The organism is Devosia sp. J20-27 (genome assembly GCF_055808595.1).
Map to the genome: position 1 here is coordinate 1,255,975 of NZ_CM147875.1, position 26,669 is coordinate 1,282,643.

General features: G+C 65.2%; 25 protein-coding genes. 21 read left to right on the forward strand and 4 right to left on the reverse strand.

Going from position 1 to position 26,669, the window contains the following annotated elements:
• Window positions 1–40: 40 nt before the first annotated feature.
• The 4 genes from AC0L4C_RS06185 to AC0L4C_RS06200 all read left to right on the forward strand — a co-directional run bounded on the left by AC0L4C_RS06185 (window position 41) and on the right by AC0L4C_RS06200 (window position 3,100).
• Window positions 41–544, forward strand: a complete 504-nt coding sequence (locus AC0L4C_RS06185) for a hypothetical protein (RefSeq protein ID WP_473402752.1) — start codon at window positions 41–43, stop codon at window positions 542–544.
• A 68-nt stretch (window positions 545–612) separates the two neighbouring features.
• Window positions 613–1,002, forward strand: a complete 390-nt coding sequence (locus tag AC0L4C_RS06190; RefSeq protein WP_473402753.1) for an MAPEG family protein — start codon at window positions 613–615, stop codon at window positions 1,000–1,002.
• A 116-nt stretch (window positions 1,003–1,118) separates the two neighbouring features.
• The gene (gene lpdA / locus AC0L4C_RS06195) at window positions 1,119–2,528 is read left to right on the forward strand and encodes a dihydrolipoyl dehydrogenase (protein WP_473402755.1); all 1,410 of its coding nucleotides are present in this window, start codon (window positions 1,119–1,121) and stop codon (window positions 2,526–2,528) included.
• A gap of 74 nt (window positions 2,529–2,602) precedes the next feature.
• Window positions 2,603–3,100 carry a DUF305 domain-containing protein gene (locus AC0L4C_RS06200; RefSeq protein WP_473402756.1) on the forward strand — a complete coding sequence of 166 codons (498 nt, stop codon included), beginning with the start codon at window positions 2,603–2,605 and terminating at the stop codon, window positions 3,098–3,100.
• Here AC0L4C_RS06200 and AC0L4C_RS06205 read toward each other — a convergent pair.
• Both AC0L4C_RS06205 and AC0L4C_RS06210 read right to left on the reverse strand, forming a co-directional pair.
• Complete coding sequence (locus AC0L4C_RS06205) at window positions 3,097–4,071, reverse strand: DMT family transporter (RefSeq protein ID WP_473402757.1); 975 nt, start codon at window positions 4,069–4,071, stop codon at window positions 3,097–3,099. The two genes, AC0L4C_RS06200 and AC0L4C_RS06205, sit on opposite strands and share 4 nt — an antisense overlap.
• Before the next feature lie 566 nt (window positions 4,072–4,637).
• Window positions 4,638–5,567 (reverse strand): tyrosine recombinase XerC, encoded by a 930-nt coding sequence (locus tag AC0L4C_RS06210; RefSeq protein WP_473402758.1) that lies wholly within the window; start codon window positions 5,565–5,567, stop codon window positions 4,638–4,640.
• A 65-nt stretch (window positions 5,568–5,632) separates the two neighbouring features.
• On the opposite strand from AC0L4C_RS06210, the gene AC0L4C_RS06215 reads away from it, so the two are divergent.
• From AC0L4C_RS06215 to AC0L4C_RS06295, 17 genes are all read left to right on the forward strand, one after another.
• On the forward strand, window positions 5,633–6,469 hold the full coding sequence (locus AC0L4C_RS06215; RefSeq protein ID WP_473402759.1) for an aldo/keto reductase: 837 nt from the start codon (window positions 5,633–5,635) through the stop codon (window positions 6,467–6,469).
• An 88-nt stretch (window positions 6,470–6,557) separates the two neighbouring features.
• A complete protein-coding gene (locus AC0L4C_RS06220; RefSeq protein ID WP_473402760.1) occupies window positions 6,558–6,878 on the forward strand; it encodes a hypothetical protein in 321 nt (106 codons plus the stop codon).
• Window positions 6,879–6,948: 70 nt separating this feature from the next.
• Complete coding sequence (locus AC0L4C_RS06225) at window positions 6,949–7,614, forward strand: L,D-transpeptidase (protein ID WP_473402761.1); 666 nt, start codon at window positions 6,949–6,951, stop codon at window positions 7,612–7,614.
• Window positions 7,615–7,670: 56 nt separating this feature from the next.
• On the forward strand, window positions 7,671–9,839 hold the full coding sequence (locus AC0L4C_RS06230; protein WP_473402762.1) for a primosomal protein N': 2,169 nt from the start codon (window positions 7,671–7,673) through the stop codon (window positions 9,837–9,839).
• 202 nt (window positions 9,840–10,041) lie between these two features.
• Window positions 10,042–10,602, forward strand: coding sequence for a F0F1 ATP synthase subunit delta (locus AC0L4C_RS06235; protein WP_473402763.1), 561 nt, complete (start codon window positions 10,042–10,044; stop codon window positions 10,600–10,602).
• Complete coding sequence (gene atpA / locus AC0L4C_RS06240; protein WP_473402764.1) at window positions 10,602–12,137, forward strand: F0F1 ATP synthase subunit alpha; 1,536 nt, start codon at window positions 10,602–10,604, stop codon at window positions 12,135–12,137. Before AC0L4C_RS06235 ends, atpA begins: the two co-directional genes overlap by 1 nt.
• Window positions 12,138–12,166: 29 nt before the next feature.
• Window positions 12,167–13,054, forward strand: a complete 888-nt coding sequence (locus AC0L4C_RS06245) for a F0F1 ATP synthase subunit gamma (RefSeq protein WP_473402765.1) — start codon at window positions 12,167–12,169, stop codon at window positions 13,052–13,054.
• 18 nt (window positions 13,055–13,072) lie between these two features.
• Window positions 13,073–14,611 carry a F0F1 ATP synthase subunit beta gene (gene atpD / locus AC0L4C_RS06250; RefSeq protein WP_473402766.1) on the forward strand — a complete coding sequence of 513 codons (1,539 nt, stop codon included), beginning with the start codon at window positions 13,073–13,075 and terminating at the stop codon, window positions 14,609–14,611.
• Between the two features lie 55 nt (window positions 14,612–14,666).
• Window positions 14,667–15,086: a F0F1 ATP synthase subunit epsilon gene (locus AC0L4C_RS06255; protein WP_473402767.1), complete on the forward strand. Its 420-nt coding sequence runs from the start codon at window positions 14,667–14,669 to the stop codon at window positions 15,084–15,086.
• Between the two features lie 363 nt (window positions 15,087–15,449).
• Window positions 15,450–16,049, forward strand: a complete 600-nt coding sequence (locus AC0L4C_RS06260; protein ID WP_473402768.1) for a PDC sensor domain-containing protein — start codon at window positions 15,450–15,452, stop codon at window positions 16,047–16,049.
• Window positions 16,050–16,114: 65 nt separating this feature from the next.
• Complete coding sequence (locus AC0L4C_RS06265) at window positions 16,115–18,106, forward strand: methyl-accepting chemotaxis protein (protein ID WP_473402769.1); 1,992 nt, start codon at window positions 16,115–16,117, stop codon at window positions 18,104–18,106.
• Window positions 18,107–18,637: 531 nt separating this feature from the next.
• Window positions 18,638–20,269 carry a methyl-accepting chemotaxis protein gene (locus AC0L4C_RS06270; protein WP_473402770.1) on the forward strand — a complete coding sequence of 544 codons (1,632 nt, stop codon included), beginning with the start codon at window positions 18,638–18,640 and terminating at the stop codon, window positions 20,267–20,269.
• Window positions 20,270–20,356: 87 nt separating this feature from the next.
• Window positions 20,357–21,835: a murein hydrolase activator EnvC family protein gene (locus AC0L4C_RS06275; RefSeq protein WP_473402771.1), complete on the forward strand. Its 1,479-nt coding sequence runs from the start codon at window positions 20,357–20,359 to the stop codon at window positions 21,833–21,835.
• Window positions 21,836–21,842: 7 nt separating this feature from the next.
• Window positions 21,843–23,195, forward strand: a complete 1,353-nt coding sequence (locus tag AC0L4C_RS06280; protein ID WP_473403464.1) for a S41 family peptidase — start codon at window positions 21,843–21,845, stop codon at window positions 23,193–23,195.
• Window positions 23,196–23,367: 172 nt separating this feature from the next.
• Window positions 23,368–24,531 carry a divergent polysaccharide deacetylase family protein gene (locus tag AC0L4C_RS06285; protein ID WP_473402772.1) on the forward strand — a complete coding sequence of 388 codons (1,164 nt, stop codon included), beginning with the start codon at window positions 23,368–23,370 and terminating at the stop codon, window positions 24,529–24,531.
• Window positions 24,528–25,073: an RNA pyrophosphohydrolase gene (locus AC0L4C_RS06290; RefSeq protein ID WP_473402774.1), complete on the forward strand. Its 546-nt coding sequence runs from the start codon at window positions 24,528–24,530 to the stop codon at window positions 25,071–25,073. Before AC0L4C_RS06285 ends, AC0L4C_RS06290 begins: the two co-directional genes overlap by 4 nt.
• Before the next feature lie 19 nt (window positions 25,074–25,092).
• Window positions 25,093–25,779, forward strand: a complete 687-nt coding sequence (locus AC0L4C_RS06295; RefSeq protein ID WP_473402775.1) for an aspartate/glutamate racemase family protein — start codon at window positions 25,093–25,095, stop codon at window positions 25,777–25,779.
• Here the strand turns inward: AC0L4C_RS06295 and rlmH are convergent, their stop codons facing one another.
• Together rlmH and rsfS are read right to left on the reverse strand one after the other, a co-directional pair.
• Complete coding sequence (gene rlmH / locus AC0L4C_RS06300) at window positions 25,780–26,259, reverse strand: 23S rRNA (pseudouridine(1915)-N(3))-methyltransferase RlmH (protein WP_473402776.1); 480 nt, start codon at window positions 26,257–26,259, stop codon at window positions 25,780–25,782.
• Window positions 26,260–26,276: 17 nt separating this feature from the next.
• On the reverse strand, window positions 26,277–26,603 hold the full coding sequence (gene rsfS / locus AC0L4C_RS06305; protein ID WP_473402777.1) for a ribosome silencing factor: 327 nt from the start codon (window positions 26,601–26,603) through the stop codon (window positions 26,277–26,279).
• Window positions 26,604–26,669 lie beyond the last annotated feature (66 nt).

Below are 26,669 nucleotides of genomic sequence, written 5' to 3' on the forward strand. Positions count from 1 at the left end.
CCGGCGTCTTACCTCCTGGATCAGGATTACGGGGCTATGGATGCGCTCACTGTCTGCACTGGCACTGGTTTCGGTGCTTACCGCCAATGCGGCGTCGGCCGAGGAGGTCTGCACGCTTGAGCATGCCGTCTACAGCGACGGCGAGCTTGGCTATCAGCTGAAATTCCGGCCGCCGGAATCCTGGGAACAGATGGGCATGGTGTCGGGCGTGTTCGAAATGACGCTGCCCGACCAGCGCGTGCTCTGGGGGCAGGTGGCCTCCAACATGGGGACCAGCCGCGATGTCGGCTCGCTCTATTCCGGCTGCGACCGGCCCGGTCCGGATGATGCGCCGATGTCGGAGCAGCAGGAGGAAGAGTGCAAGGTCTGGTCTAACGTAGTCTATGCCATTGCCGATGGCCGGATCGCGTTTCTGCCCATGGCCGACGAACCGGCGCCGCCTAGCCTCGTGCTCGCCGATCTGGGCCGCAAGCTGCGCTACAGCGTCCTCGATGGCCCCGGCGACGAGCCCTGGGACCAGTTCGATCTGACCGGCTGCGAGTAGGGCCGACGAAACTTCGCGGCCGCCGCGTCGTTGCTGCAGCAGACCAACACCAGGGCGGGCCGAATCCCATGTCGATTGAACTGACGCTGCTCATCTGGAGCACCACGCTGTTTGCCGGCTATGTCGGCGTGCAGTCCACCCTTTATCGCCTGCAGCACGGGGTCGAGTTCGCCAATACCGGCCGTGACAACGAAGCGCCGCCCAATGCGCTCACCGCCCGTGGCGAGAAGGCCCTGCGCAACCTGCTCGAGACCTATGGCGTGTTCCTGGCGCTGGCGATCGCCACCGAGTTGTCCGGCCGCTCCGATGTGCTGACGCAGTGGGGCGCCCACATCTACTTCTGGGCCCGCTGGGCCTATTTGCCGCTCTACATCCTTGCCGTACCGCAGATCCGCTCGCTGGTCTGGGTGGTGTCGCTCGCCGGTCTGGCGCTGATGTTCTTCGGCGTGGCGTTCTAAAATACTGGATGCTGTGTCAACGGGGCTTTCATCGAACGGATGGGTGGTTTAACCCGGTAGGGACGACTATCTAGGGCTTGCGCACCCTGGCGCAGCAGCAGCGGTTCGGAGACATCATGGCTGACACGTTCGACCTCACGGTAATCGGCTCGGGGCCGGGGGGCTACGTGGCCGCCATTCGCGCCGCCCAGCTCGGCATGAAGGTCGCGGTGGTCGAGAAGTGGGCCACCCATGGCGGCACCTGCCTCAATATCGGCTGCATCCCGTCCAAGGCCCTGCTGCACGCGTCCGAACTGTTCGAGGAGGCTGGTCACAGCTTCAAGAGTTTCGGCATCGACATTCCGGCGCCGACGCTCAACCTGGCGCAGATGATGACGCACAAGGACGACACCGTGACGGCCAATGTCTCGGGCGTCGATTTCCTGTTCAAGAAGAACAAGATCACCACCTTCCGCGGCATCGGCTCGATCGGCGCGCCGGGCCGCGTGCTGGTCACCCCCGAAAAGGGCGCCGGCCAGACCATCGAAACCAAGAACATCATCATCGCCTCGGGCTCGGTCTCGGCCAACCTGCCGGGCATCGAAGTCGACGAGGAAACCATCGTCAGCTCGACCGGCGCCATCAAGCTCAAGCAGGTGCCCAAGCGCCTGCTGGTGATCGGCGCGGGCATTATCGGGCTCGAGCTCGGCTCGGTCTGGTCCCGCCTCGGCGCCAAGGTGACGGTTGTCGAGTTCCTCGACCGTATCGTGCCCGGCCTCGACAGCGAGGCGGCGCGGCAGTTGCACCGCATGCTGCAGAAGCAGGGCATGGAGTTCAAGCTTGGCACCAAGGTCAAGTCGATCGACAAGAACGACGATGGTTCGCTGACCGCCCGGCTGGAGCCGGCCGCTGGCGGCGACATGGAACTGGCCGAGTTCGACGTTGCGCTGGTGGCCGTCGGCCGCAAGCCCTTCACCGAAGGGCTGGGGCTGGAGGTGGTCGGCGTCGCCCTCGACGAGCGCGGCCGTATCCGCACCGACGGCAAGTACCGCACCAATGTGCAGGGTATCTATGCCATCGGCGACGTCATTGCCGGGCCGATGCTGGCGCACAAGGCCGAGGACGAGGGCATCGCCGTCGCCGAGATCATCGCCGGCCAGGCCGGTCACGTGAACTACGGCGCCATTCCGTCGGTGCTCTACACCAGCCCGGAAGTGGCATGGGTCGGCAAGTCCGAGGACGAACTCAAGGCCGAAGGCATCGAGTACAAGATCGGCAAGTTCCCGTTCACGGCCAATGGCCGCGCCAAGGCCATGCTGGCGACGCAGGGCTTCGTCAAGATCCTCGCCGACGTCAAGACCGACCGGGTGCTGGGCGCCGTGATCATCTCCCGCAGCGCGGGCGAAATGATCCACGAACTGACCGTGCTGATGGAATTCTCCGGCGCCGCCGAAGATCTGGCGCGCACCACCCACGCTCATCCGACGCTGTCCGAAGCGGTGCGCGAAGCCGCCCTGATGTGCGGCGACGGCGCCATCCACATCTAGGCCACAGCCGGACTTTTCCGGAACCTGATCGCCGGCCCGGGGCTTTCTCCTCAAACCAGTCTGAGGAGAAAGCCATGAGCTATCTGCGTTTCGGCGCCATGATCGCCAGCTCCACGGTGGTGATGTTCGGCCTGATGTATCTGAACACGTTCGAGCTCGACCACGTGTTCTTCAGCCAGACGCGGATGTGGATGGCGCTGCTGATGGGTAGCGTCATGGCCGTGATCATGCTGCTGTTCATGCTTGGCATGTACAAGAACCGCACCACCAACATCGCCATCCTCGCGGGCAGCGTCGTCGTCTTCGTGCTGACGCTGTGGCTGGTCCGCAGCCAGACGACGGTCGATGATGTCTCCTATATGGAGGCCATGATTCCGCACCACTCGATTGCCATCATGACCAGCAGCCGGGCCCATATCCGCGACCCGCGGGTGCGCGAACTGGCCGACAGCATCTACGCCGCGCAGGTCAGGGAAATCGCCGAGATGAAGGCGCTGATTGCCGATCTCAAGGCCAATCCGGTGCCCGCCGGGACGCCAGACCTGCCGCTTGGTCCGCCGCCCGCCAACTAGGGCTCGACATCCACCTTGGGGGTTTTCACCCGCGCCTTGCGGGTGAAGAGCCACGCGCCCACCAGTACCAGCGTGGTGCCGGCCGCATGCCAGAGCGTGAACGCTTCGCCGAGGATGACGACGGCGAGGGCAATGGTCACCACCGGCGAGACATTGCCGATTACCGCCGTGCGTTCCGGCCCGATCAGCCCGATGGCGCCGGAGATGCAATAGGCCGGCAGCACCGTGGATACGGTGCCGATGGCCAGCATCAGCCAGAACGCCGGGCCGCTGACGGCGAGGTCGCTCACCGGGTGGGTCAGCAGAAAATGCAGCACCACCATCGGGCCGGCGCCCGACATGGCAATCGAGGTAAAGAGCTGGGCGCCCATGCGGTCGATCAGCGGCTTGGCGAGGATCTGGTAGCCGGCATAGCTGATCGAAGCGATGAACACGAGGCCGGCGCCGAGCAGCACGTCATGGCCCTCGAGCCGGAAGTCGCGCCAGAAGATCAGCGCAATGCCCGCATAGCTCATGAGCATGGCGCCCACCATCAGCGGCGTCACCTTGCGCCGGAAGAACACCGCGCCGAACAGCACCACGAAGAACGGATAGGTCAGCAGGATCAGCCGGTCGAACTGGGCCGAGATATACTCGAGCGCCTGGAAGTCGAAATAGCTGGCCACGTAATAGCCAAGCACGCCGACGCCGAGTGTCTTGAGGATGGTCGGCAGGTTGAGGAGGGGCGGTGCCCCGGCCGGCCGCGTCGCCATCTTGCGGCGGTAGCCCAGCAGCCCGACGCAGAGAAAGATCGGCACGGCGACGATCATGCGCCAGGTCAGGGTGGTGACGGCGTCCACGCCTTCGAGCAGCGCCAGCTTGATGACGATACCCTTGGTGGCAAAGAACGCGGCGCCGCCAATGGCCAGCGCCAGGCCCAGCCAGCCGAGGTTGCGGACATCGAAACGGGGGGCAGTGGTGTCGGAAGGCATTATCGGCAGTCCAGTGTTGGGCCCTGCCATCAACCGGGAGCGGTTGCTCGCGACCGGATCGTTATGTTCACCGGATCGCCTGATGGCGCGGGCCGGTGGAGTCGCGGGGTGTCAGCCGCGCGCGTCCCGGTCCCTGCTGGGGCCAAGCCAAATCTTGCCAATCAGAATAATGGCGCGCGCGAACATGGCGTTTTCGTACGCCTGCCGGCGCCGGCTGTAAAGCGGGGTGTTTGGATGCCTGCCGGTGCCAGACCTCGTCCTTCGACAAGCTCAGGATGAGGTCTCACATATGACTTGGGTAGGTAGCGACTGACTTGTCGGTGGGCATGAAATATCTATCCGCCTCATCCTTATCCGCTCTCCTCATGGTGAGCTTCTCGAACCACGAGGACGCTGCTCACTCCCCCCATTTACCGCCGTCATCCCGGCGCAGGCCGGGATCCAGTAAACGCTGGCCTGGCGGCACTGCTGCACTCGAACCAGGCCAGAGCATACTGGGCCCCGGCCTGCGCCGGGGTGACATCGAGGAGGAAGCGCGCTCGCGCGCATCACCTCCCCGAAAGCACCTACCCCCGCGGGTGCGCGGCGCGGTAGCTTTCCAGCAGGCGGTCGGTATCGACGGCGGTATAGATTTGGGTGGTCGAGAGCGAGGCGTGCCCGAGCAGTTCCTGGATGGCGCGCAGGTCGCCGCCACGGCCCAGCAGGTGGGTGGCAAAGGAGTGCCGCAGGGCGTGCGGCGTGGCCGATGGCGGCAGGCCGAGGGCGGAGCGCAATTGCGCGACGCGCAGCTGGATCAGCCGCGGCGACAGCGTACCGCCCTTGACGCCGCGGAACAGCGGCTGGGTCGGGGTCAGCGCAAACGGGCAGTGCTTGAGATAGGTCTCGATGCTGGCGCGCACCGCTTCGATCAGCGGCACCATGCGGGTCTTGCCGCCCTTGCCGGTGACGCGCAGCACATTGGTGTCGAGATCGGCCCGGGTCACCGCCAGCGCCTCGGAAATACGCAGGCCGGCGCCGTAGCAGAGCGACAGCACGGCCATGTCGCGGGCTGCCACCCAGGGGCGGTCTTCCATCTCGCCGGTGGTGGCGATGGCCGTCCGCGCTTCGAGCACGGTCAGCGGCTTGGGCAACGATTTCTTCGCCTTGGGTGTGCGGATGACGTTGAGTGCCTCGGTGGTCATCACGCCTTCGCGCTCGAGATAGCGGAAAAAGCTCTTGATGGCCGAGAGTGCCCGCGCCAGCGAGCGCGACTGCAGGTCCTCTTCGCGCCGCACGGCGAAATAGGCACGGATGTCGGCCGCCCGCATCTCCTTGAGCGTCGCCACGCTGACAGTGCCGCCGGTATGTCCGGCAAGGAATGACAGGAAGGCGCCAAGGTCGCGCTGGTAAGCCTCCAGCGTATTGGCGGCGAGCCGGCGCACGGCACCGAGGTCGCGGTGCCAGCCGGCAATGTGCTTTTCGATGCGCGCGTCGACGCGGAAGGCGGTGCTGCTCATGGTGCCATCCTAGACGGATGATGTTAGCACGTGGTTGATTATCGCGACCACCCAAGGAGCCCCGCATGCCCATCGCCCAGATCGCCCTGCCGTCAGGCGAAACCGTTCCGGCCCTGGGGCTGGGGACGTGGAAGATGGGCGAGCAGTCGCGTCTGCGTGCCGGCGAGGTCCGGGCGCTGCAGGCCGGCATCGATCTGGGCATGACGCTGATCGACACCGCCGAGATGTACGCCGATGGCGGCGCCGAGGAGGTCACCGGCGAGGCCATCAAGGGGCGGCGCGACGGGCTGTTCCTGGTCTCCAAGGTGCTGCCCAGCCATGCCAGTCATGAGCAGACGGTGCGCGCCTGCGAGCGCAGCCTGAAGCGGCTGGGCACCGATGTGATCGATCTCTATCTGCTGCACTGGCGCGGCGGTTATGGCCTGGATGACACCATTTCCGGCTTCGAGGCGCTGCAGCAGGCCGGCAAGATCCGACACTGGGGCGTTTCCAATTTCGATGTCGAGGACATGGAGGAACTGCTCGAGCTTGGCGGCGCGGCGGTGGCGACCAATCAGGTGCTCTACAACCTCAGCCGTCGCGGCATCGAATATGACCTCCTGGACTGGCAGGCCGACCACAAGGTCCCGGTCATGGCCTATTCGCCGATCGGGCAGGGGCGGCTGGCCGGCGACCGCAATCTGGCGCGCATCGCCGAGGCGCACGGGCGGACGCCGGCGCAGATCGCACTGGCCTTCGTGCTGTCGCGGCCCAACATGATCGCCATCCCCAAGAGCGGCAGTGTCGATCACGTTCGCGACAACGCCGCGGCCGCCGAAATCGTCCTCACGGCAGACGATATTGCCATGCTGGACAGGGCTTTCCCGCCGCCGCGGCGCAAATCGCCGCTCGAAATGATCTGACCGGCGGCGTTGCATGGCTGCATCGGCAGGCGTGGCGTCCGTTATCCTGCCATCTGGCCGCCGCAATTGACCCTGCAAGCATCCTTGCATGACCCGAGTGTTCGCCATTTTCACGCTGCTGCTCGCGCTGGTTGCCGTCACGGTACCCAGCGTGGTGATGGGCGCGCGTGGTGTCGTCGAACATCCGGCGCCGATGCTGATCCTGCAGGCCAATGGCAGCTATGTGAAGGCACCCTGCCTGCTGACCGGTAGCAGCCGATTGCTGGCCTGCCGGTCCGATACCGGGGTGATGCCGGCGCAGGTGCTGCTCGACCCGCCGGCGGCCGAACCGATGGCAGCCTCGCTGAGCGACGCAATGCCGGGCGCCTTTTCCGCCGAACCGGGCCTGCCGCCGCCGCGCCGCGCCTGAGCCAAGGCATCCATTCCTCCGTTTCCGCATTACCCCGTGCAGCGATCAGCTGCGAACGAAAGCTATTTCCATGACTTCTCTTGTCCTTGGCCGCCGTCAGTTCCTCGGCGGCGCCGCCAGTCTCGCCACTCTGGCGCTGGCAGGCTGCGCCACCTCCGGCAGCGGCCGTGTGGTCGCCGATACGCCGCGCGTGCCGCCCGACGTGCTGGCCATGTATGCCGCCATGCCCAATGAGCGCTTCCCGCTGCCGGCGGCGCGCATCGATCTGGTGGAGCCGCAGTACTGGCGGCAGGTCGTCCCCGATCCGACCGGCGAGCGCCCGGGCACGGTGGTGGTGGATACGGCCAACCGCTTCCTCTACCTCGTGCGCGACGACGGTCAGGCCATGCGCTACGGCATCGGCATCGGCCGCGAGGGTTTTGCCTGGTCGGGCCGCGCCATGATCGCCTACAAGCGCGAATGGCCGACTTGGACGCCGCCATCCGAGATGATCGAGCGCCAGCCCGAGCTGGAGGAATACCGCAACGGCATGCCGCCGGGCCTCGAAAACCCGCTCGGCGCGCGGGCGCTCTACATCTTCAAGGACGGGCGCGACACGCTCTACCGCCTGCACGGCAATCCGGACGAGCGCTCGATCGGCAAGGCCGTCTCCAGCGGCTGCGTGCGGCTCCTGCAGCAGGACATCATCGATCTGCACAGCCGGGTGCCGAGCGGCACGCCGATCCTCGTCATCTAGGGGCGTCGCAGAATCACCTTGCGCTGCCTATGGTCCCGTGAACAAAACGGGCACCCATGGAGCAGCTTCCCGACATCGTCGCCGTCATGGTCAGCGTCTCGGTGGATGGACCCTATTCGTACAGGGTCCCCGCCGGGATGTCGGTCGTGCGCGGCTCCATCGTTGCCGTGCCGCTGGTCGGCCGGTTGACGCTGGGTGTCGTCTGGGGCGTGCCCAAGGACAATTTTGCCCATAACCGGCTCAAGGACATCGCGCAGGTCTACAACACGCCGCCGCTGTCCGAAGAACTGCTCAAGACCGTCGACTGGGTCAGCCGCTATACGCTGGCGGCGCCCGGCCTGGTGCTGCGGTCGGTGCTGCGCTCGACCGAGGCGCTGGAGCCCGAGCGGCCGCTGGTGGCCTTCCGCAAGACCGGCCAAGAGCCGGCGCGGATGACACCGGCGCGGTTGCGGGTCATGGATGTGGTCGAGGATGGCTCGGCCTGGGCCAAGGCCGCCATTGTCGGGGCCAGCGGTGTGTCGGCCTCGGTGATCGAGGGGCTGGAAAAGGCCGGGGCGCTGGAACGGGTCGAGGTCCCGGCGCCGCCGATCGTCGAGCCACCCGATCCCGATGCCGCAATCCCGACGCTCAACCCCGAGCAGGCGCAGGCGCTGGCCCAGATCAGTGCCATCCCGGTCGGCGGGTTCGGCGTGGCGCTGCTCGATGGCGTCACCGGCGGCGGCAAGACCGAGGTGTTCTTCGAGGCGGTGGCGGAAACGCTGCGGGCCGGGCGGCAGGCGCTGATTCTCCTGCCCGAGATCGCGCTGACCCACACCTTCCTCGAGCGCTTCACCCGCCGCTTCGGCGCGCGTCCGGCTGAATGGCATTCCGACATGACGCCGGTGCAGCGCGGCCGCGTCTGGCGCGGCGTGCTGTCGGGCCAGGTGCGCGTGGTGCTGGGCGCGCGCTCGGCGCTCTTCCTGCCGTTCCGCGAGCTGGGGATGATTGTCCTCGACGAGGAACATGACGGAGCGTTCAAGCAATATGAGGGGGTGAACTATCACGCCCGCGACATGGCGGTGGTGCGCGCAAGGTTTGCCGAGGCGCGGGTCATCCTGTCCTCGGCCACGCCATCGGTGGAATCGCGCAACAATGCCAATCAGGGGCGCTACACCCACGTGCTGCTGACGTCGCGCTTTGCCGAGGCGGCCATGCCCGACATCACGGCGCTCGACATGCGCGAGGAGCCGCCGGAAAAGGGCCACTGGATCGCGCCGCGGCTGGCGCGCGAAGTGTTCGCGACGCTCGACCGCGGCGAGCAGGCGCTGCTGTTTCTCAATCGCCGCGGCTATGCGCCGCTGACGCTCTGCAAGGCCTGCGGCCACCAGTACCAGTGCCCGGATTGTTCGGCCTGGCTGGTCGAGCATCGCTTTCGCGGCGTGCTGATGTGCCATCACTGCGGGCATGAGCAGCGGGTGCCGCAGTCCTGTGGCGCCTGCGGCGCGGTGGACTCGCTGGTGCCGATCGGACCGGGCATCGAACGGGTTGCCGAGGAAGCAGCCGCCCGCTTTCCCGATGCGCGCACCGTCATTCTCTCCTCGGACATGGGATCGAACGCCCAGATCCGCGATCGCTTCACCGAGATCGAGCGGGGCGAGTATGACCTCATCATCGGCACGCAGCTGGTCGCCAAGGGGCACCATTTCGAAAAGCTGACTTTGGTCGGGGTGCTCGATGCCGACCTGGGACTGGCGCATGGCGATCCCCGGGCGGCGGAGAAAACCTTCCAGATTCTCACCCAGGTCACCGGCCGGGCCGGTCGCGCCAGCAAGACGGGCCGGGCGTTCCTGCAGACCTATCACCCGACCCATGCGGTGATGCAGGCGATGATCAAGGGCGACCGCGAGGCCTTCTACAGCTACGAGCTGGCCAGCCGCGAGGCCGGCGGGCTTCCGCCGTTCGGCCGGCTGGCGGCGCTGATCGTCTCGGGCAACGAGCACGATCCGACCTTTGCCTTCGCCAAGAGCCTGCTGGCGGCAGCGCCGATGGCTGACGGGCTGAAGCTCTTCGGCCCGGCCGATGCACCGATTGCCATGGTTCGCGGCCGCCACAGGGTGCGACTTCTTGCCCAGTCGGGCAAGGATTTCGACCTCTCGGGCTATGTCCGGTTCTGGATCGAGAGCGCCCCGAGAGCCACGGGGAATCTGCGGATTCAGGTCGACATCGATCCGCAGAGCTTTTTCTGAGCAATTGCCTGCGTCACAACTGCGACAAAACTGCCTTAAAGAGTCCGTCACGCAGCCTTGCGTGTGGCTCTGTCATCATGCTAGACGGAGCGCGATTTCGAGGAGCCGAGGGGTTTTCCTCGATCGATCCCAAGACAAAGCAACCGCCCGACGCCTAGACTTCAGCGGGTACTGAGGTTGCGTATCAAGAGGTGACGGGGCATTGGCAGCGCAGGATTCAGTGCTTGTGCAGATCGCGCGGCCTTACGCGCAGGCGCTCTTTGACATCGCCGAGGGCGACAAGAGCCTTGAACGGGTCGAGCAGGGTCTGGTTTCCATCGCGGCGCTGAACGAGGGGAGTGCCGATTTCGCACGCTTCCTGCGCTCGCCCGTGATCAGCTCGGAGGCGAAGGCGGGTGCCGTCGACCTCATCCTGAGCAAGGCCAAGGCCGATCCGACTGTCAGCAATCTGGTGCGCGTGGTGGCCGCCAACGGCCGCCTGTTCGCGCTGCCGGCGATCATCGCTGCCTTCCGCGAGCTCGCCGCCAAGGCGCGCGGCGAAGTCTCGGCCGACGTGACCTCGGCGGTGCCGCTGAGCAAGGCGCAGCTCACCAGTCTGGCAGCGACGCTCAAGGCCAAGATCGGCAAGACCGTCACGCTCAACGAACATGTCGATCCCTCACTGATCGGTGGCCTGCAGGTCAAGGTCGGCAGCCAGATGATCGACAGCTCACTCAAAACCAAATTGACTGCGATGAAGATCGCCATGAAAGAGGTCGGATAATGGACATCAAAGCCGCGGAAATTTCTGCGATCCTCAAGGACCAGATCAAGAATTTCGGCCAGGAAGCCGAAGTTTCCGAAGTCGGCCAGGTGCTTTCCGTCGGTGACGGTATTGCCCGCGTCTACGGCCTCGACAACGTGCAGGCCGGTGAGCTCGTCGAGTTCCCGGGCGGCATCAAGGGCATGGCGCTCAACCTCGAATCCGACAATGTCGGCGTCGTGATCTTCGGCAATGACCGGGGCATCAAGGAAGGCGATACCGTCAAGCGGACCGGCTCGATCGTGGACACCCCGGTGGGCAAGGAACTGCTGGGCCGCGTCGTCGACGCGCTGGGCAATCCGATCGACGGCAAGGGCCCGCTCAAGGCCAAGGAACGTCGCCGCGTTGACGTCAAGGCACCGGGCATCCTGCCGCGCAAGTCGGTGCACGAGCCGATGTCGACCGGCCTCAAGGCCATCGACGCGCTGATCCCGATCGGCCGCGGCCAGCGCGAGCTGATCATTGGCGACCGCCAGACCGGCAAGACCGCCGTGATCCTTGACACCTTCCTCAACCAGAAGCCGGCGCATGCCGCCAACGCTTCCGAGACCGAGAAGCTGTACTGCATCTACGTCGCCGTGGGTCAGAAGCGCTCGACCGTGGCGCAGTTCGTCAAGGTGCTCGAAGATGCCGGCGCTATGGAATACTCGATCGTCATCGCGGCGACCGCGTCCGACCCGGCACCGATGCAGTTCCTCGCGCCGATGACCGGCGCTGCCATCGGCGAGTATTTCCGCGACAACGGCATGCATGCCGTGATCGCCTATGACGATTTGACCAAGCAGGCCGTGGCGTACCGCCAGATGTCGCTGCTGCTGCGCCGTCCGCCGGGCCGCGAAGCCTATCCGGGCGACGTGTTCTACCTGCACTCGCGCCTGCTCGAGCGCGCCGCCAAGCTCAATGAAGATCACGGGCTCGGCTCGCTCACCGCTCTGCCGGTGATCGAGACCCAGGCGAACGACGTGTCGGCCTATATTCCGACCAACGTGATTTCGATCACCGACGGCCAGATCTTCCTCGAGACCAACCTGTTCTTCCAGGGCATCCGTCCGGCCGTGAACGTCGGTATCTCGGTGAGCCGCGTGGGTGGCAACGCCCAGATCAAGGCGATGAAGCAGGTCGCCGGCTCGCTCAAGGGCGAACTCAGCCAGTATCGCGAAATGGCGGCCTTCGCCCAGTTCGGTTCCGATCTCGATGCGGCAACGCAGCGTCTTCTCAACCGTGGCGCGCGTCTGACCGAGCTGCTCAAGCAGCCGCAGTTCAGCCCGCTCAAGCCGGAAGAAGAAGTCGCGGTGATCTTTGCCGGCGGCCAGGGCTATCTCGATGACATCCCGGTCTCGGCCGTGGGCAGTTTCGAGGAAGGCCTGCTCAGCGCCCTGCGCTCCAAGCACCAGGACGTGCTGACGGCCATTGCCACCGAGAAAGCCCTGTCGGACGACCTGCGCGCCAAGCTCAAGGCAGCAATCGACGGCTTCAAAAAGACGTTCCAGGCGTAAGCGCCCTGTTCTAGGAGAGCGGCTGCTCGATGGCTTCGCTAAAGGACCTCAAGAACCGGATCACCTCGGTCAAATCGACCCAGAAGATCACCAAGGCCATGCAGATGGTCGCGGCGGCCAAGCTCCGTCGCGCCCAGGAAGCGGCCGAAGCGGCACGTCCCTATGCCGAGCGCATGGGCAACGTGCTGACCGCGCTCGGATCGGCCTATGAAGGCCGCGCCGACGCGCCGCAACTGCTGGCCGGCAACGGCAAGGACCAGGTGCATCTGCTGGTGGTCGCCACCGGCGAACGCGGCCTGGCCGGCGGCTTCAACTCGTCGATCGCGCGGCTTGCCCGCGAAACGGCGCAGAAGCTGCTGAGCGAAGGCAAGACGGTGAAGATCCTCACCGTCGGCCGCAAGGGCAACGATATCCTCAAGCGCATCTTCGCCGACAAGATCGTCGAGTCGATCTCGTTCCGCGATGTGCGTCAGGTTGGCTATGCCAATGCCGCGACCGTCGGCGAGAAGATCCTCGCCATGTTCGAGGCAGGCGAGTTCGATGTGGCGACGCTGTTCTATGCCCGCTTCAAGTCGGTGATCGCGCAGATCCCGACGGCGCAGCAGCTGATCCCCGCCAGGTTCGACGCCGAGGATGGCGCCGAGACCGGCACTACTGCCGCGGTGAACTACGAATACGAGCCGGACGAGGAAGCGATCCTCAACGACCTGCTGCCGCGCAACATTTCGGTCCAGGTGTTCCGTGCGCTGCTCGAGAACAACGCGTCGTTCTTCGGCGCGCAGATGAGCGCCATGGACAACGCAACCCGGAACGCCGGCGACATGATCAAGAAGCTCACGCTGGTCTACAACCGCCAGCGTCAGGCTCAGATCACCAAAGAACTCATCGAAATCATTTCGGGCGCGGAAGCGCTCTAAGCAGAACGAGGAACGAAAATGGCCAGAGCAGCGACAGCTAAAGCCCCCGCCGCGGAGAAGGCTCCGGCGGCCCGCAAGCCGGCAGCGGCCAAGGCGACGACCACGACCAAGGCAGCTGCCACGGGCGTTGCCAGTGGCAAGGTCTCGCAGGTCATCGGCGCCGTGGTCGACGTCACCTTCGCCGGCGACCTGCCGCCGATCCTGAACGCCCTCGAGGTCGACAATAACGGCGCCCGTCTGGTGCTGGAAGTGGCGCAGCACCTCGGTGAAAACACCGTGCGCACCATTGCCATGGACACCACCGAAGGTCTGGTTCGCGGCGCATCGGTCATCGACACGGGCGAAGCCATCTCGGTGCCGGTCGGCGAAGAGACGCTGGGCCGCATCATGAACGTGATCGGCGAACCGGTGGATGAAGCCGGCCCGATCAAGACCTCGGCCCGTCGCGCCATCCACCAGGAAGCGCCGTCGTTCACCGACCAGTCGTCGGAAGCCCAGATTCTGGTCACCGGCATCAAGGTCGTGGACCTCATCGCCCCCTACGCCCGTGGCGGCAAGATCGGCCTGTTCGGCGGCGCCGGCGTGGGCAAGACCGTGCTGATCCAGGAACTGATCAACAACGTCGCCAAGGCGCACGGTGGCTATTCGGTGTTTGCCGGCGTGGGTGAACGCACCCGCGAGGGCAACGACCTCTACCACGAAATGATCGAATCGGGCGTGAACAAGAACCCGGCCGAGAACAACGGCTCGACCGAAGGCTCCAAGTGCGCCCTCGTGTTCGGCCAGATGAACGAGCCCCCCGGTGCCCGTGCCCGCGTGGCGCTCTCCGGCCTGACCGTCGCCGAGAACTTCCGCGATCAGGGCCAGGACGTGCTGTTCTTCGTGGACAACATCTTCCGCTTCACCCAGGCGGGTGCCGAAATGTCGGCTCTGCTCGGCCGTATTCCGTCGGCCGTGGGCTATCAGCCGACGCTGGCCACCGACATGGGTGCGCTGCAGGAACGCATCACCACCACCAACAAGGGATCGATCACCTCGGTGCAGGCCATTTACGTGCCGGCCGACGATTTGACCGACCCGGCGCCGGCGACCTCGTTCGCGCACCTTGACTCGACGACGACGCTGAACCGCGCCATCTCGGAAAAGGGCATCTACCCGGCCGTGGATCCGCTGGATTCCACCTCGCGCATGCTGTCGGCCAACATTGTTGGCGAAGAGCACTACGCCGTGGCCCGCCGCGTGCAGGAAATCCTGCAGCGCTACAAGGCCCTGCAGGACATCATCGCCATTCTCGGCATGGATGAGCTGTCCGAAGAGGACAAGCTGACCGTGGCCCGCGCCCGCAAGGTCGAGCGCTTCATGAGCCAGCCGTTCTTCGTGGCCGAAGCCTTCACCGGTACGCCGGGCGTGTTCGTCAACCTCGAAGACACCATCAAGGGCTTCCAGGGTCTGGTGAACGGCGATTACGATCATCTGCCCGAAGCTGCCTTCTACATGGTCGGCACCATCGAAGATGCCGTCAAGAAGGCCCAGAAGCTGGCTGCGCAGGCCGCCTAAGCACCAAGGCCTGCCCTCGCGGGCAGGCCCTTCGTCTTTGCAAGGACCGGATTAAATGGCCGAAGGCACCAAGCTCGAAATCGTCTCGCCGGAACGGCTGGTCATCTCCGACACCGTCAAGTCGGTGGTTGTGCCGGGCGCAGACGGGTATTTCACCGTCCTGGGCGAGCACTCGCCGTTGATGACCACGCTCAAGCCGGGCTTCATCACCGTCGAGGACACCGGTGGCGTGAGCCATGTCTACTATGTGCGCGGCGGCTTTGCCGACGTCTCGCCCGAGGGTCTGACGATCCTCGCCGAGGAAGCCCGGCCGGTGGCCGAGTTCAAGCGCGAAGAGATCGAGGCGCTGATCGCGACGGGCATGACCGAACTTGAGGCTGCCGAGACGGCCGAGGACGAAGCGCGGCTGCAGAAGGATCTGGACGCCTGGCGCAATTTGCTGCTCGAAGCGACGTCGACCGCTACCAGCCACTAGATCATTGTGACAGCACAGTAAAATGGCGCTCCTAACGGGGCGCCTTTTGTTATTGCACCAACTCCCGCCAGCAGCCGCGGACAGCAATTTGTTCCGCTTCACACGGAATTAACGTTTCACGACCAATGCTGGTTCGGGGAATGCAGGGTTGTCTGTAGTTCCGGCTCTTGATGGCTGGAACGCCAGAGTTACTGCGGGTGAGGTGCTGCGTCGATCATGAGTTGTTTCAGTCGTTCCCGACCGGGATCGACGGCGACTGCGTCGACAACTGTATTCTCCCTGTTCGACATCGGGCGCTTGACGCCAGTGAAACAAACGGGGGTCGCCCTGCGTGGCGTCGTGCCCCCAACACGGAGTGTGACTATGACTTTTTCAATGCCGGCTTTCGGCAAGACTATCGCTCTTCTGGGGACTGTTGCGGCACTGGCGTTGCCGTCGTTCGCACTGGCGCAGGACAATGAATATGCCGAGCCGCTGACTGCGCTCGCCAATGGCCAGCTGCGCGCGCTCGCCCAGAGCCCGACGATCGTCGCCGCCATCGAGGCGCAGAACGCCGTCACCGCCGGCTACGACCAGGCCAAGATCGACGAGCTGGATACGCAGTGGCGCGCCGAAGTGAGCGCCGCCAGCAAGCCGCTGATCGATGCCACGCTGGCCAATGCCGCCTCCAAGGAATTGCTGGCAGCCCAGGACGCCAGCGCCGGCCTCTTCACCGAGATCTTCGTGATGGACGCCAAGGGCCTCAATGTCGGCCAGTCGACGGTGACGTCGGACTACTGGCAGGGCGATGAGGACAAGTGGCAGCAGACCTTCCCGGTCGGTGCCGATGCCGTGCATCTGGGCGAAATCGAGCAGGACGAGTCCACCCAGGCCTTCCAGAGCCAGGTCAGCATCACCATCGTGGATGCCTCGGGTAAGCCGATCGGCGCTGTGACCGCCGGCGTCGATCTCGCCGCGCTCTAGGCTGCAAACCGGTGCCGGCCGCTGGCCGGCACCGCTCCCATTCGTCCAGAAAGGCGTCCGTCCAAATGAAGTTCCGCATCCCGCTCTCGCTGGCCATCCTTGTCCCGGTCGCGGCAACGATCCTGATCGTTGTCTCGTTGACCATGGTGCTCTCGGCGTCCAGCAACATCGCCTCGGTCGAGCAGACGCTCAAGGACCGGCAGGACGAGATGATCCAGGTGCTGACCGCGCAGTTCGCCGGCAGTGTCAAGTTCGGGAAGCTGGAACCGGTACAGGCGTCGTTCGAGGGCTACAAAGCCGATCCGGACTTCGGTCTCGCCGCTGCCGGCACGGTGGATGCCACCGGTGTGGCAAGCCTGCGCTTCGGCGAGGATCAGGCCCTGGTCGATCAGGGCATTGCCCTGGCCGGCGAGGCGCTGAACGGGGACGGACTGGTTTCGGCCACCAGCGGTGACCACCACCTCGCTGCCTATCCGGCCCATTTCGGCAAGGACAATGCGCTGGTCGGCGCCGTCGTCATGGTCTGGGACCTCTCGATCCACCGTGGCGCCATCATCCAGCAGCAGATTTTCAACGGCCTGATCGCTCTGGGCATTGCCGCAGCCGGCATGGTGGCGCTGGCACTGCTGCTGACGCTCTACGTCACCCGCCCGCTGCAGAACCTCACCCGCGTCTCCACGGCGCTCGCCAAGGGCGATCTCGATGCCGAGATCAAGGGCGCGTCGCGCGGCGACGAACTGGGCGATCTGGCGCGGGCGGTGGAAGTGTTCCGCGACAACTCGCTGAAAGTGCGCAGCATGACGGAGGCCGAGGCGGCCCGGATCATCTCGGACCAGGAAGCTCGCCAGGTCATGATGCAGGAGCTGCAGAAGGCCTTCGGCGAGGTGGTCGATGCCGCCATCGCCGGCGACTTCACGCAGCGCGTCACCACCGAATTCCCCGATGCCGAGCTCAACAGCCTCGCCGGCAGCGTCAACTCCCTGGTCCAGACCGTCGATCGCGGCCTCACCGAAACCGGTACCGTGCTGGCCGCGCTGGCCGAGACCAATCTCACCAAGCGGATGGTCGGCGACTATTCGGGCGCCTTTGCGCAGCTGCAGTCCGACACCAATCGCGTTGCCGAGAACCTGACCGAGATCGTCACCCGGCTGCGCTCGACCTCGGCGGGCCTGAAGACCGCCACCGGCGAAATCCTGGCCGGCGCCAACGACCTCAGCGAACGCACCACCAAGCAGGCTGCGACCATCGAAGAGACGTCGGCGACGATGGAACAGCTGGCGGCCACGGTGGTGCAGAACGCCGAACGTGCCAACGAGGCGAGCCAGGTGGCCGACACCGTCACCCGCACTGCCGAAGAGGGTGGTCAGGTGATGAGCGAGGCCAATGCCGCCATGGAGCGCATCACCAATTCCAGCGCCAAGATCTCCAACATCATCGGGCTGATCGACGATATCGCCTTCCAGACCAACCTGCTGGCGCTCAATGCCTCGGTCGAGGCCGCGCGGGCCGGTGACGCGGGCAAGGGCTTTGCCGTCGTCGCCGTGGAAGTGCGTCGCCTGGCGCAATCGGCCGCCAGCGCCTCGAGCGAGGTGAAGGCGCTGATCGAACAGTCCGGCACCGAAGTCGCCGGCGGGTCCAAGCTGGTCGCCGATGCGGCCGCCAAGCTCGAGGCCATGCTGGTGGCCGCGCGCAGCTCCAACCAGCTGATGACCAACATCGCCCGCGAAAGCCGCGAGCAGGCCAGCTCGATCGAGGAGGTCAATGCTGCCGTCCGGCAGATGGACGAAATGACCCAGCACAATGCGGCGCTGGTGGAAGAAACCAATGCGGCCATCGAGCAGACCGAGGCGCAGGCCAGCGAACTCGACACCATCGTGGATGTGTTCACCGTCAACCAGACCGTGCAGGTGACGGCCACCCGCACGGCGCCGCCGGCCGCCAGCGCGCAACAGAAGCCGGGTGGCATCAAGGCCATTCAGGGCAAACTCAAGTCGGCGGCCAAGTCCTATCTCAGCCACGGCAATGCCGCGGTCAAGGACGACTGGTCGGAGTTCTGAGCCGGCCGAGATCGACAATCTGGAAAGGGCGCTTCGGCGCCCTTTTTGTTGTCTGGCGCAGATTTGGCTCCGTATTAAGCGGCCATTAACCGTGTCTGTTCATAGTCGATATCGGGAATGCAGGTCGTGTCGCGATCACCAGTGCCAGACGGCGAGGTGATCACCAACGTGAAGCGAGTTTGCAGCCCCAACCTCCGACAGACTTGACCGAGAGAGCCGGGCGCAGCACGCCCCTATGCGCCACCCGTTCATGGCGTCTGGCACACGAGGCCCTGAGACGGCGTTTCCGCCCGATCCGGCCTCAGGCCCGGCTCTCTCGAGTCAGTCATCTTCCCCGCCGGAGCCGACAGTCCAAGTCCATGTGGTCCTCCCTGCCTCATTTGTTAAATTTGCATACACAAATATGTCTTACGACTATTAGATATCATCTTCGGGGGTCGTACGACGGTTATGGGATTATTTCGCAATAGTGTTCGCCGCTCACATGTCCAAGATCAGAGCAAGATCGATGCGATCTATCGCAGCCAGGCAGTGATCGAATTTGCCCTCGATGGCACCATCCTTGCGGCCAACGAGAATTTCCTGCAGGCGACGGGCTATGCGCTCGACGAGATCGTCGGCAAGCACCACCGCATGTTCGTCGATCCGGAGATGGCCGAGCGTCCCGAATATGCCGCGTTCTGGCGCAAGCTGGGGGCCGGCGAGTTCGAGGGGGGCGAGTTCCGCCGTATCGGCAAGGGTGGCCGCGAGCTCTGGCTGCAGGCTACCTACAATCCGTTGCTCGATCGCGGCGGCAAACCGGTGGGCGTCATCAAGTTCGCCTCCGACATCACGCGCCAGAAGGCCGTCGCCGCCGATCATGCCGGCCAGGTCGCCGCCATCAACCGGGCGCAGGCGGTCATCGAGTTCGAGCTCGACGGCACCATCATCACCGCCAACGAGAATTTCTGCGCCGCCGTCGGCTACGGCCTGGGCGAAATCGCCGGCAAGCATCACCGCATGTTCGTCGATCCGGCCTATGCGCAGACCCAGGCCTATGCCGATTTCTGGGCGCAGCTGCGCGCCGGCCAGTACGTGGCGGCCGAATTCAAGCGGTTCGCCAAGGGTGGCGCCGAGATCTGGATCCAGGCCTGCTACAATCCGGTGCTCGACGCCGACGGTCGTCCGGTCAAGGTGGTCAAGTTTGCGGTCGACATCACCGAGCGCAAGCGCGCCGAAGGCATTATCGAGCAGCTCAAGTCGAGCCTGGGACGGATGGCCAAGGGCGACCTGTCAGGCCATATCGCCACGACATTCACCGGCCAGTACGAAGACCTGCGGCAGGCCTTCAACAGCTCGCTGGCCACGATCGCCGACATCATCAGCCGGCTGCAGGATACCTCACGGGCGCTCAAGCTGGCGACGGGCGAAATCCTCTCGGGCGCCAATGATCTGAGCGAGCGGACGACCAAGCAGGCGGCTACCATCGAGGAGACGTCGGCAGCCATCGAACAGCTGGCCCATATCGTCAGCGAGAATGCGCGGCGCGCCGATACGGCCAGCATCAAGGCAAGGTCGGTCAGCCAGATCGCCAATGACGGCGGCGAGGTGATGCGACAGGCAACCTCGGCCATGGAGCAGATCACTGTCTCGTCGGGCAAGATCTCCAACATCATCGGCCTGATCGACGACGTCGCCTTCCAGACCAACCTCCTGGCGCTCAATGCCTCGGTGGAGGCGGCGCGGGCCGGTGATGCCGGCAAGGGCTTTGCCGTGGTGGCCGTCGAAGTGCGGCGGCTGGCGCAGAGCGCCGCCCAGGCCTCGAGCGACGTCAAGGAACTGATCGAGCAGTCGGCAACCCATGTCGCCAGCGGCTCGCGCCTCGTGGGCGATGCTGCCGACAAGCTCGGCGGCATGCTGAGCGCCGTGCAGGAAAGCGCCGAACTGGTGGGCGAGATCGCGGTTGCCAGCCGCTCGCAGGCGGAAAGCATCGACGAGGTCAGCATCTCCGTCCGGCAGATGGATGAAATGACCCAGCACAATGCGGCCCTCGTGGAACAGACCAATGCGGCTATCGAGCAGACCGAGGGCCAGGCTTCCGAACTGGACCGGATCGTCGAGGTGTTCTCGCACCGCGAGCGCCGGCCGGCGCCGGGGGCAGACGGCGCGCAGCAGGCTGCCTGAGGCGCTGCCGCATCGGCACCACATTGGCAGCGTTGTTAGCGCCGTGTTTGCTATGGTTCAGGCGTTGATTCGGAGTATTTGCACGGCATGCCGGGTTTGGCCCGTACCACGAGGGGTGTGATTGCCGGAGGCGTGCTGCTGGGGCTGTGTGCCGCAGCGCTGCCGCTGCTCGCCCAGACGCAGCCGGCGCCCAGCGAGGCGGCCGGCGAGGCCGCGCCGCTCGACACCCTGCCGGGGGTCTCGGCCGACGCGCCGGCCGAAGCCAGCCAGTCACCGGAAGCGGATGTCGCAACGCCCGATGCCAATGTGGATCTGCGGCCCGGCGTCGATGTGCCGGCTGCCGATCCGCCGGTTGCCGTCGCTGAACAACGCGAGCTCGAACAGATCGAGACCTCGATCACGCTCAGCAAGGAGCGGGTCACGGCGCTGCAACAGGAAATCGCCGATATGCAGGGCGACAGGACGCAGCAGAACGCGGCGCTGATCGCGGCGGCGCAGCGCGTCAAGACCGCCGAAACCGACATTGTCGCCATCGAGGACCGGCTGGGCGACCTGATCGTGCAGGAGCTCGAGGTGCGTGGCCGGCTCGACGGCTCGAACGCCTCGATCTCCAATGTGCTGGCGGCGCTCGAACGCATCTCGCGCAATCCGCCGCCGGCCCTGATCGTCAACCCCTCCGATGCCCTGGGCTCGGCGCGCAGCGCCATCCTGATTGCCGCCATCCTGCCCGAACTGCAGAGCAAGGCCGATGCGGTGATGGCCGACCTGCGGCGGCTGACTGCCATCAAGACGGCGGCGCTCGAGGAAGAAAAGAACCTGCGGGCCAATCTGACCATCCTCGAAGAGGAGCAGTTGCGGATCGGCACGCTGATCGCGGCGCGCAAGCAGGGCGAGCAGGTGATGACCGCCGAACTGGCGGCCGAGCAGAAGCAGGCCGAAGAGCTGGCGGCCAAGGCTTCCTCGCTCAAGCAGCTGATCGCCGACCTCAGCAAGCAGGCCGGCGCCGTTGCCATTGCCTCGCAGGCCACGGCCGCCGCCGATGCGGGCGATAAGGCCCCTCGGCTCGACAGCGAGACCATCCGGCTGGCGCTGGCCAATAGCAGCCGCACGCAGCCGGCTGTGCCCTTTGCCCAGGCCAAGGGCTGGCTGACACAGCCCTCGAGCGGCGTCCGGGTGATCGAATATGGTGCCGGGGACGGCTTCGGCGGCATCTCGCAGGGGGTGTCGCTGGTGACCCGGGCGGAGGCCACCGTGGTCGCTCCGGCCGATGGCTGGGTGCTCTACAAGGGCGACTACCTCAATTATGGCCAAATCGTCATTCTCAATACGGGTCAGGATTTCACCGTCCTGCTTGCCGGCCTTGAGAAAGTCTCTGTCGAGATCGGCCAGTTCGTCCTGATGGGTGAACCCGTGGGAAGCATGGGTTCACGCACAATTGGTCGGACGGTGACCACCAGCGCTGGTGTATCCAGACCGACGCTTTATATTGAGATGCGAAAAAGCAATGAGCCCGTCGATCCAACCGGTTGGTGGGCCAACCCGGAAACCTCGACCCAAAGTGGATAGACCCTTGATGCGATTCACGCCCGCCCGCGCTGCCGTTGTGGTGCTTGCCCTGGCTTCGTTTGGCGTTCCGGCGCTGATCGCGCAGGAAGAGCCGGTGCCGCCGGCTCCGGCCGCCGCTGATGCGCCTGCGCCGCGCACGCCCGACGAGATCTATTCCGATCTGACGCTGTTCGGAGAAATCTTCGACCGCGTCCGCGCCGAATATGTCGACGCGCCGGACGAGCGCAAGCTGATCCATGCCGCCATCCAGGGCATGCTGACCTCTCTCGATCCGCATTCGGGCTATCTCGAGCCGGTCGACTATGCCGGCGTGCAGGAAGACACCTCGGGCGAGTTCGGCGGCCTGGGCATCGAAGTGACGATGGAAGAGGGCCTGATCAAGGTCGTCTCGCCCATCGATGATACGCCGGCCTCCAAGGCGGGCATCCTCTCGAACGACTATATCGTCGAGCTCGATGGCCAGCAGGTGCTGGGCATGACGCTGGACGAAGCGGTGGGCAAGATGAAGGGGCCGGTCGGCACCAACATCAAGATCACCGTGGTGCGCGACGGCGTTGCCGATCCGATCCCCATGGAACTGACCCGCGATATCGTGGCCATGCGTGCCGTGCGCTGGAGCATGGAAGGCGATGTCGGCGTGATGCGCCTCAGCCGCTTCTCCGAGCAGGCCTTTGTCGGGATCCAGAAGGCCATCGAAGACATCTACGAGGCCAATGACGGCAAGGCCCCCAAGGGCCTCATCCTCGACCTCCGCAACAATCCGGGCGGCCTGGTCAACCAGGCGGTCTACGTCACCGATGCGTTCCTCAAGCAGGGCGCCGTGGTGCTGACCCGCGGCCGCGCCGACAGCGAGAGCGCGCGCTACGATGCCCGCCCCGACGACCTCGATGCCAAGATTGCCGACGTGCCGCTGATCGTCTTGATCAATGGCGGCTCGGCCTCGGCGGCCGAGATCGTTGCCGGTGCGCTGCAGGACCACAAGCGTGCCACGCTGGTGGGCACACGCTCGTTCGGCAAGGGTTCGGTGCAGTCGATCATCAACCTCGGCCCTGATGGCGCCATGCGGCTCACCACGGCGCGCTACTACACGCCGAACAACCGGTCCATTCAGGCCGCCGGCATCCGCCCGGACATCACCGTGACCCAGGATGTGCCCGAAGAATTCCAGGGCAAGGACGAGATCATCGGCGAGGCCGGCCTCGACGGCCAGATCGGTGGCGGTACCGAGGAACAGGCCACGGTCGGATCTTCGGTCTACGTGCCGTCCGACAAGTCCAAGGACAACCAGCTGCAGTACGCCATCAAGCTGATCGACGGCATCGAAAAGAACGATGCCTATCCGCCCAAGTCGATCGGCTGAGCGGACGTGCAGCGCCTTTCAAAATCCCCGGCCTCGGCCGGGGATTTCTTGTTGCCCCAGTTGCTCGCGGCCTGAACCGGTTAGCAGCAGATGAACAGACGCGGTTAACAGTCCATTACCCCTTGCTGGCCTACAACAGTGCGAGCGGCAGATTCGCCGCGACGTGGATGAGATGACGAGCGAACTGAGCGCACCCCTGGGCCGCAGGCGCGCCCGTGCTGCCAAGGCGCAGGCCGGCAAGCGGCGCCGCCACCTGCCGATTGCCCGGCTGGCATTCGGCGGCGTTGCCGTGCTGCTGGCCAGCGTGGTGCTGCGCATCATGCTTGTCGATACGCCGGACGGCGGCCGACCGTTTGCCGAAGTCGCTATCGGCACGGGGCAGCCCTCAAGCGGTGCCGGTGCCGCGGCCTCGTCCAGACCCGGCATCATCGAGGTGGGGCCGGAAATCCCGGTCGATGGCGCCGGCTCGATCCAGACGCTGGACGCCGAAGGGCATGTCATCGACACCCTTGGCCTCGAACCGGGCGGCGAGATGCTGGCCGATCCGAGGACCGGCATCATCGCCGATCTGGCCGAAGAGACAGAGCATGGCCAGATCCCGCGCATGTCGGCGACCGGCGTGCGGCCGTTCGAGCTCTATTCCCGCCCCGTGATGGCGGCGACCAACAACAATCCGATGCTGGCGATCGTCGTCACCGGGCTGGGGATCAATGCCGCGACCTCGGTCGACGCCGCCAGCCGGCTGCCGGCCAATATCACCATGGCCTTCGCGCCCTATGGCAAGGATCTGGTGCAGACGGCGGCAGCAGCCCGCTCGGCGGGCCACGAACTGTTTCTCGAAGTGCCGCTCGAACCCTTCGACTATCCGGAAAATGATCCGGGTCCCGATACCCTGCTCACCGGCAAGCCACCGCGCGAGAACCTCATCAAGCTGTTCTCGGTCATGGGCAAGTTCGGCGCCTATGTCGGGCTGATCAACAATATGGGCGCGCGCTTTACCTCCTCGGGCGCCGATTTCGGCCCGATGATCGAGGAACTCGGGGCGCGCGGCCTCGGCTATCTCGACGACGGCTCCTCCAACCGCTCGCTGGCCGAGCAGCTGGCAGCAGCCAACAAGGTGCCGTTCGGCCGGGCCAGCATCACCATCGACGCCAATCCCAGCCGCTCGGCGATCCTCACCCAGCTGACGGCACTGGAGGATCAGGCGCGCAGCACCGGTTCGGCCATCGGGGTGATCTCCGCCCTGCCGGTGTCGATTGCCGCCCTTGCAGAATGGAGCCAGACGTTGGAGTCTCGGGGCATCACCCTTGTTCCAGCCAGCGCCCTGATGAAATGACCGACCGTAAACTGCCTGACCGCGACGCCATGCCCTATCGCGACTGCGTCGGCGTCGCCGTGTTCAATCGCGAGGGGCAGGTCTTTATCGGCCGTCGCAAGCCCGACGGCGATCCCGATGCCTCCGCCGCGCATGGCGCGCCCTGGCAGATGCCGCAGGGCGGCATGGACAAGGACGAAGTGCCGCTCGACACCGCGTTTCGCGAACTCTTCGAGGAGACATCCATCGCCTCGGTCGAGTTTATCGCCGAGGCCCCGAAATGGGTCTATTATGACCTGCCCGACGACATGCTCGGCATCGCCTTCAAGGGCAAGTATCGCGGGCAGCGGCAACGCTGGATCGCCTTCCGCTTCACTGGCAGCGATGACGAGATCGATGTGCTGACGCCGGGTGGCGGCAAGCATCCGGCCGAGTTCGATGCGTGGCGTTGGGAAGAGCTGGAAAAGCTGCCCGACCTGATCGTGCCGTTCAAGCGTCAGGCCTATAGCGAGATCGTCGCTGCGTTCCGCGACATCCCGTTCAGAGTCCGTTCATCAAAGTGACCCTTTTGCGGCAAAGCGCATGAAGACCATCGGCCTCATCGGCGGCATGAGCTGGGAATCGACAGCGCATTACTACGCCATTCTCAATCGCGAAACCGCGCGCATCCGCGGCGGACTGCACTCGGCTCCGGTCGTCGTGCACTCGGTCGATTTCGCCCCGATCGAGGCGATGCAGCGCGCCGGCAACTGGGATGGTGCCGGGCAAGTGCTTGCCGATATTGCGAAATCTCTCGAGGATCAGGGCTGCGGCGTCATCGGCCTCGCCACCAACACCATGCATATCTGCGCGCCGCAGATCGTCGCCGCGCTATCGGTGCCCTTCGTCCATATCGCGGCGCCGACGGCCGATGCCCTGCTCGCCGACGGAATCGGCAGGGTGGGCCTGCTCGGCACCCGCTTCACTATGGAAAAGCCGTTCTACATCAACGAATTGACCGGCCGTGGGCTGGAGGTTCTGGTGCCCGATGTCGACGTCACCAACCTCAATGGCATCATCTACGAGGAGCTCTGCCTCGGCATCGTCCGCGATGCCTCGCGGCAGATCTATATTGAGGCCATTCAACGGCTTATGAGACGCGGCGCAGAGGCGGTGATCCTCGGCTGCACCGAAATCGGCATGCTGATCGACGATTCGGTCAGCCCGCTGCCGACCTATGACACCACGGACCTGCACGCCAAGGCGCTGGTCGCGGCAGCTTTGGGCTGATCACTCGCGGTGATAGGGGTGTCCCGAGAGAATGGTCGTCGCCCGATAAAGTTGTTCCGCCAGCATGATACGCACCATCTGATGCGGCCAGGTGAGGGGCGAGAAGCTCAGCGTCAGGTCGGCTGACTTGACGAAATCGGGCTCCAGCCCGTCCGCCCCGCCAATGACGAAACTCACCGCCGGCCGGCCATCGTCGCGCCAGCGTGCCAGCTGGCCGGCGAACGCTTCTGAGCCGATGCTCTTGCCGCGCTCGTCGAGGCAGACAACGATGCCGTCGGGCAGGGTGGCCCGCAGCGCCTTGGCCTCGTCCGTCTTGCGGGTGGACGACGCGGAGGCGCGGGATTCGGTGAGTTCGGAGACTTCGAAGCCGGTCAGGGCAAGCGGCTTGCCGCTGCCCACGGCGCGATCAAGATAGCGCGCCACGAGCTCGCGCTCGGGGCCCTGCTTCATACGGCCGACCGCGGCGATGTGAATTTTCATCGCCGCAGTTCAGCTGGTCAGTGCGCGTCGGCGGCGAAGTCGGCCGCCCACATCTTCTCGATGTTGTAGAACTCGCGCACTTCGGGCCGGAAGATGTGGACGATCACGTCGCCACCGTCCACCAGCACCCAGTCGGCATGCGGCAGGCCTTCGACCCGCGGCTTGCTGAAGCCGTTCTCGCGAAGGGCTTTCACGACCTGGTCGGCGACAGCGCTGACATGGCGGTTGGAACGTCCGGAAGTGACAACCATATGGTCCGAAAGCGACGACTTGCCGGTGATGTCGATGGCAACAGTCTGCTCGGCCTTGGCGTCGTCAAGGCTTTGCAGCACAACGTCGATCATTTGGGGCTCTTGGGATTGCGTCGCAGCCGGAACTGGCTCGATCGTCTGGGTCTTCTTGTTGGGGGC

Bases quoted from the DNA above. Each gene is read 5' to 3' on its own strand.
- AC0L4C_RS06280 (WP_473403464.1), top strand. From the start codon at position 21,843: ATGCGATTCACGCCCGCCCGCGCTGCCGTTGTGGTGCTTGCCCTGGCT.
- AC0L4C_RS06255 (WP_473402767.1), top strand. From the start codon at position 14,667: ATGGCCGAAGGCACCAAGCTCGAAATCGTCTCGCCGGAACGGCTGGTC.
- AC0L4C_RS06265 (WP_473402769.1), top strand. From the start codon at position 16,115: ATGAAGTTCCGCATCCCGCTCTCGCTGGCCATCCTTGTCCCGGTCGCG.
- AC0L4C_RS06205 (WP_473402757.1), bottom strand. From the start codon at position 4,071: ATGCCTTCCGACACCACTGCCCCCCGTTTCGATGTCCGCAACCTCGGC.
- AC0L4C_RS06220 (WP_473402760.1), top strand. From the start codon at position 6,558: ATGACCCGAGTGTTCGCCATTTTCACGCTGCTGCTCGCGCTGGTTGCC.
- AC0L4C_RS06245 (WP_473402765.1), top strand. From the start codon at position 12,167: ATGGCTTCGCTAAAGGACCTCAAGAACCGGATCACCTCGGTCAAATCG.
- AC0L4C_RS06200 (WP_473402756.1), top strand. From the start codon at position 2,603: ATGAGCTATCTGCGTTTCGGCGCCATGATCGCCAGCTCCACGGTGGTG.
- rsfS (WP_473402777.1), bottom strand. From the start codon at position 26,603: ATGATCGACGTTGTGCTGCAAAGCCTTGACGACGCCAAGGCCGAGCAG.
- AC0L4C_RS06210 (WP_473402758.1), bottom strand. From the start codon at position 5,567: ATGAGCAGCACCGCCTTCCGCGTCGACGCGCGCATCGAAAAGCACATT.
- atpD (WP_473402766.1), top strand. From the start codon at position 13,073: ATGGCCAGAGCAGCGACAGCTAAAGCCCCCGCCGCGGAGAAGGCTCCG.
- AC0L4C_RS06215 (WP_473402759.1), top strand. From the start codon at position 5,633: ATGCCCATCGCCCAGATCGCCCTGCCGTCAGGCGAAACCGTTCCGGCC.
- AC0L4C_RS06295 (WP_473402775.1), top strand. From the start codon at position 25,093: ATGAAGACCATCGGCCTCATCGGCGGCATGAGCTGGGAATCGACAGCG.
- AC0L4C_RS06285 (WP_473402772.1), top strand. From the start codon at position 23,368: ATGACGAGCGAACTGAGCGCACCCCTGGGCCGCAGGCGCGCCCGTGCT.
- AC0L4C_RS06185 (WP_473402752.1), top strand. From the start codon at position 41: ATGCGCTCACTGTCTGCACTGGCACTGGTTTCGGTGCTTACCGCCAAT.
- atpA (WP_473402764.1), top strand. From the start codon at position 10,602: ATGGACATCAAAGCCGCGGAAATTTCTGCGATCCTCAAGGACCAGATC.
- AC0L4C_RS06260 (WP_473402768.1), top strand. From the start codon at position 15,450: ATGACTTTTTCAATGCCGGCTTTCGGCAAGACTATCGCTCTTCTGGGG.
- rlmH (WP_473402776.1), bottom strand. From the start codon at position 26,259: ATGAAAATTCACATCGCCGCGGTCGGCCGTATGAAGCAGGGCCCCGAG.
- AC0L4C_RS06225 (WP_473402761.1), top strand. From the start codon at position 6,949: ATGACTTCTCTTGTCCTTGGCCGCCGTCAGTTCCTCGGCGGCGCCGCC.
- AC0L4C_RS06190 (WP_473402753.1), top strand. From the start codon at position 613: ATGTCGATTGAACTGACGCTGCTCATCTGGAGCACCACGCTGTTTGCC.
- AC0L4C_RS06230 (WP_473402762.1), top strand. From the start codon at position 7,671: ATGGAGCAGCTTCCCGACATCGTCGCCGTCATGGTCAGCGTCTCGGTG.
- lpdA (WP_473402755.1), top strand. From the start codon at position 1,119: ATGGCTGACACGTTCGACCTCACGGTAATCGGCTCGGGGCCGGGGGGC.
- AC0L4C_RS06275 (WP_473402771.1), top strand. From the start codon at position 20,357: ATGCCGGGTTTGGCCCGTACCACGAGGGGTGTGATTGCCGGAGGCGTG.
- AC0L4C_RS06290 (WP_473402774.1), top strand. From the start codon at position 24,528: ATGACCGACCGTAAACTGCCTGACCGCGACGCCATGCCCTATCGCGAC.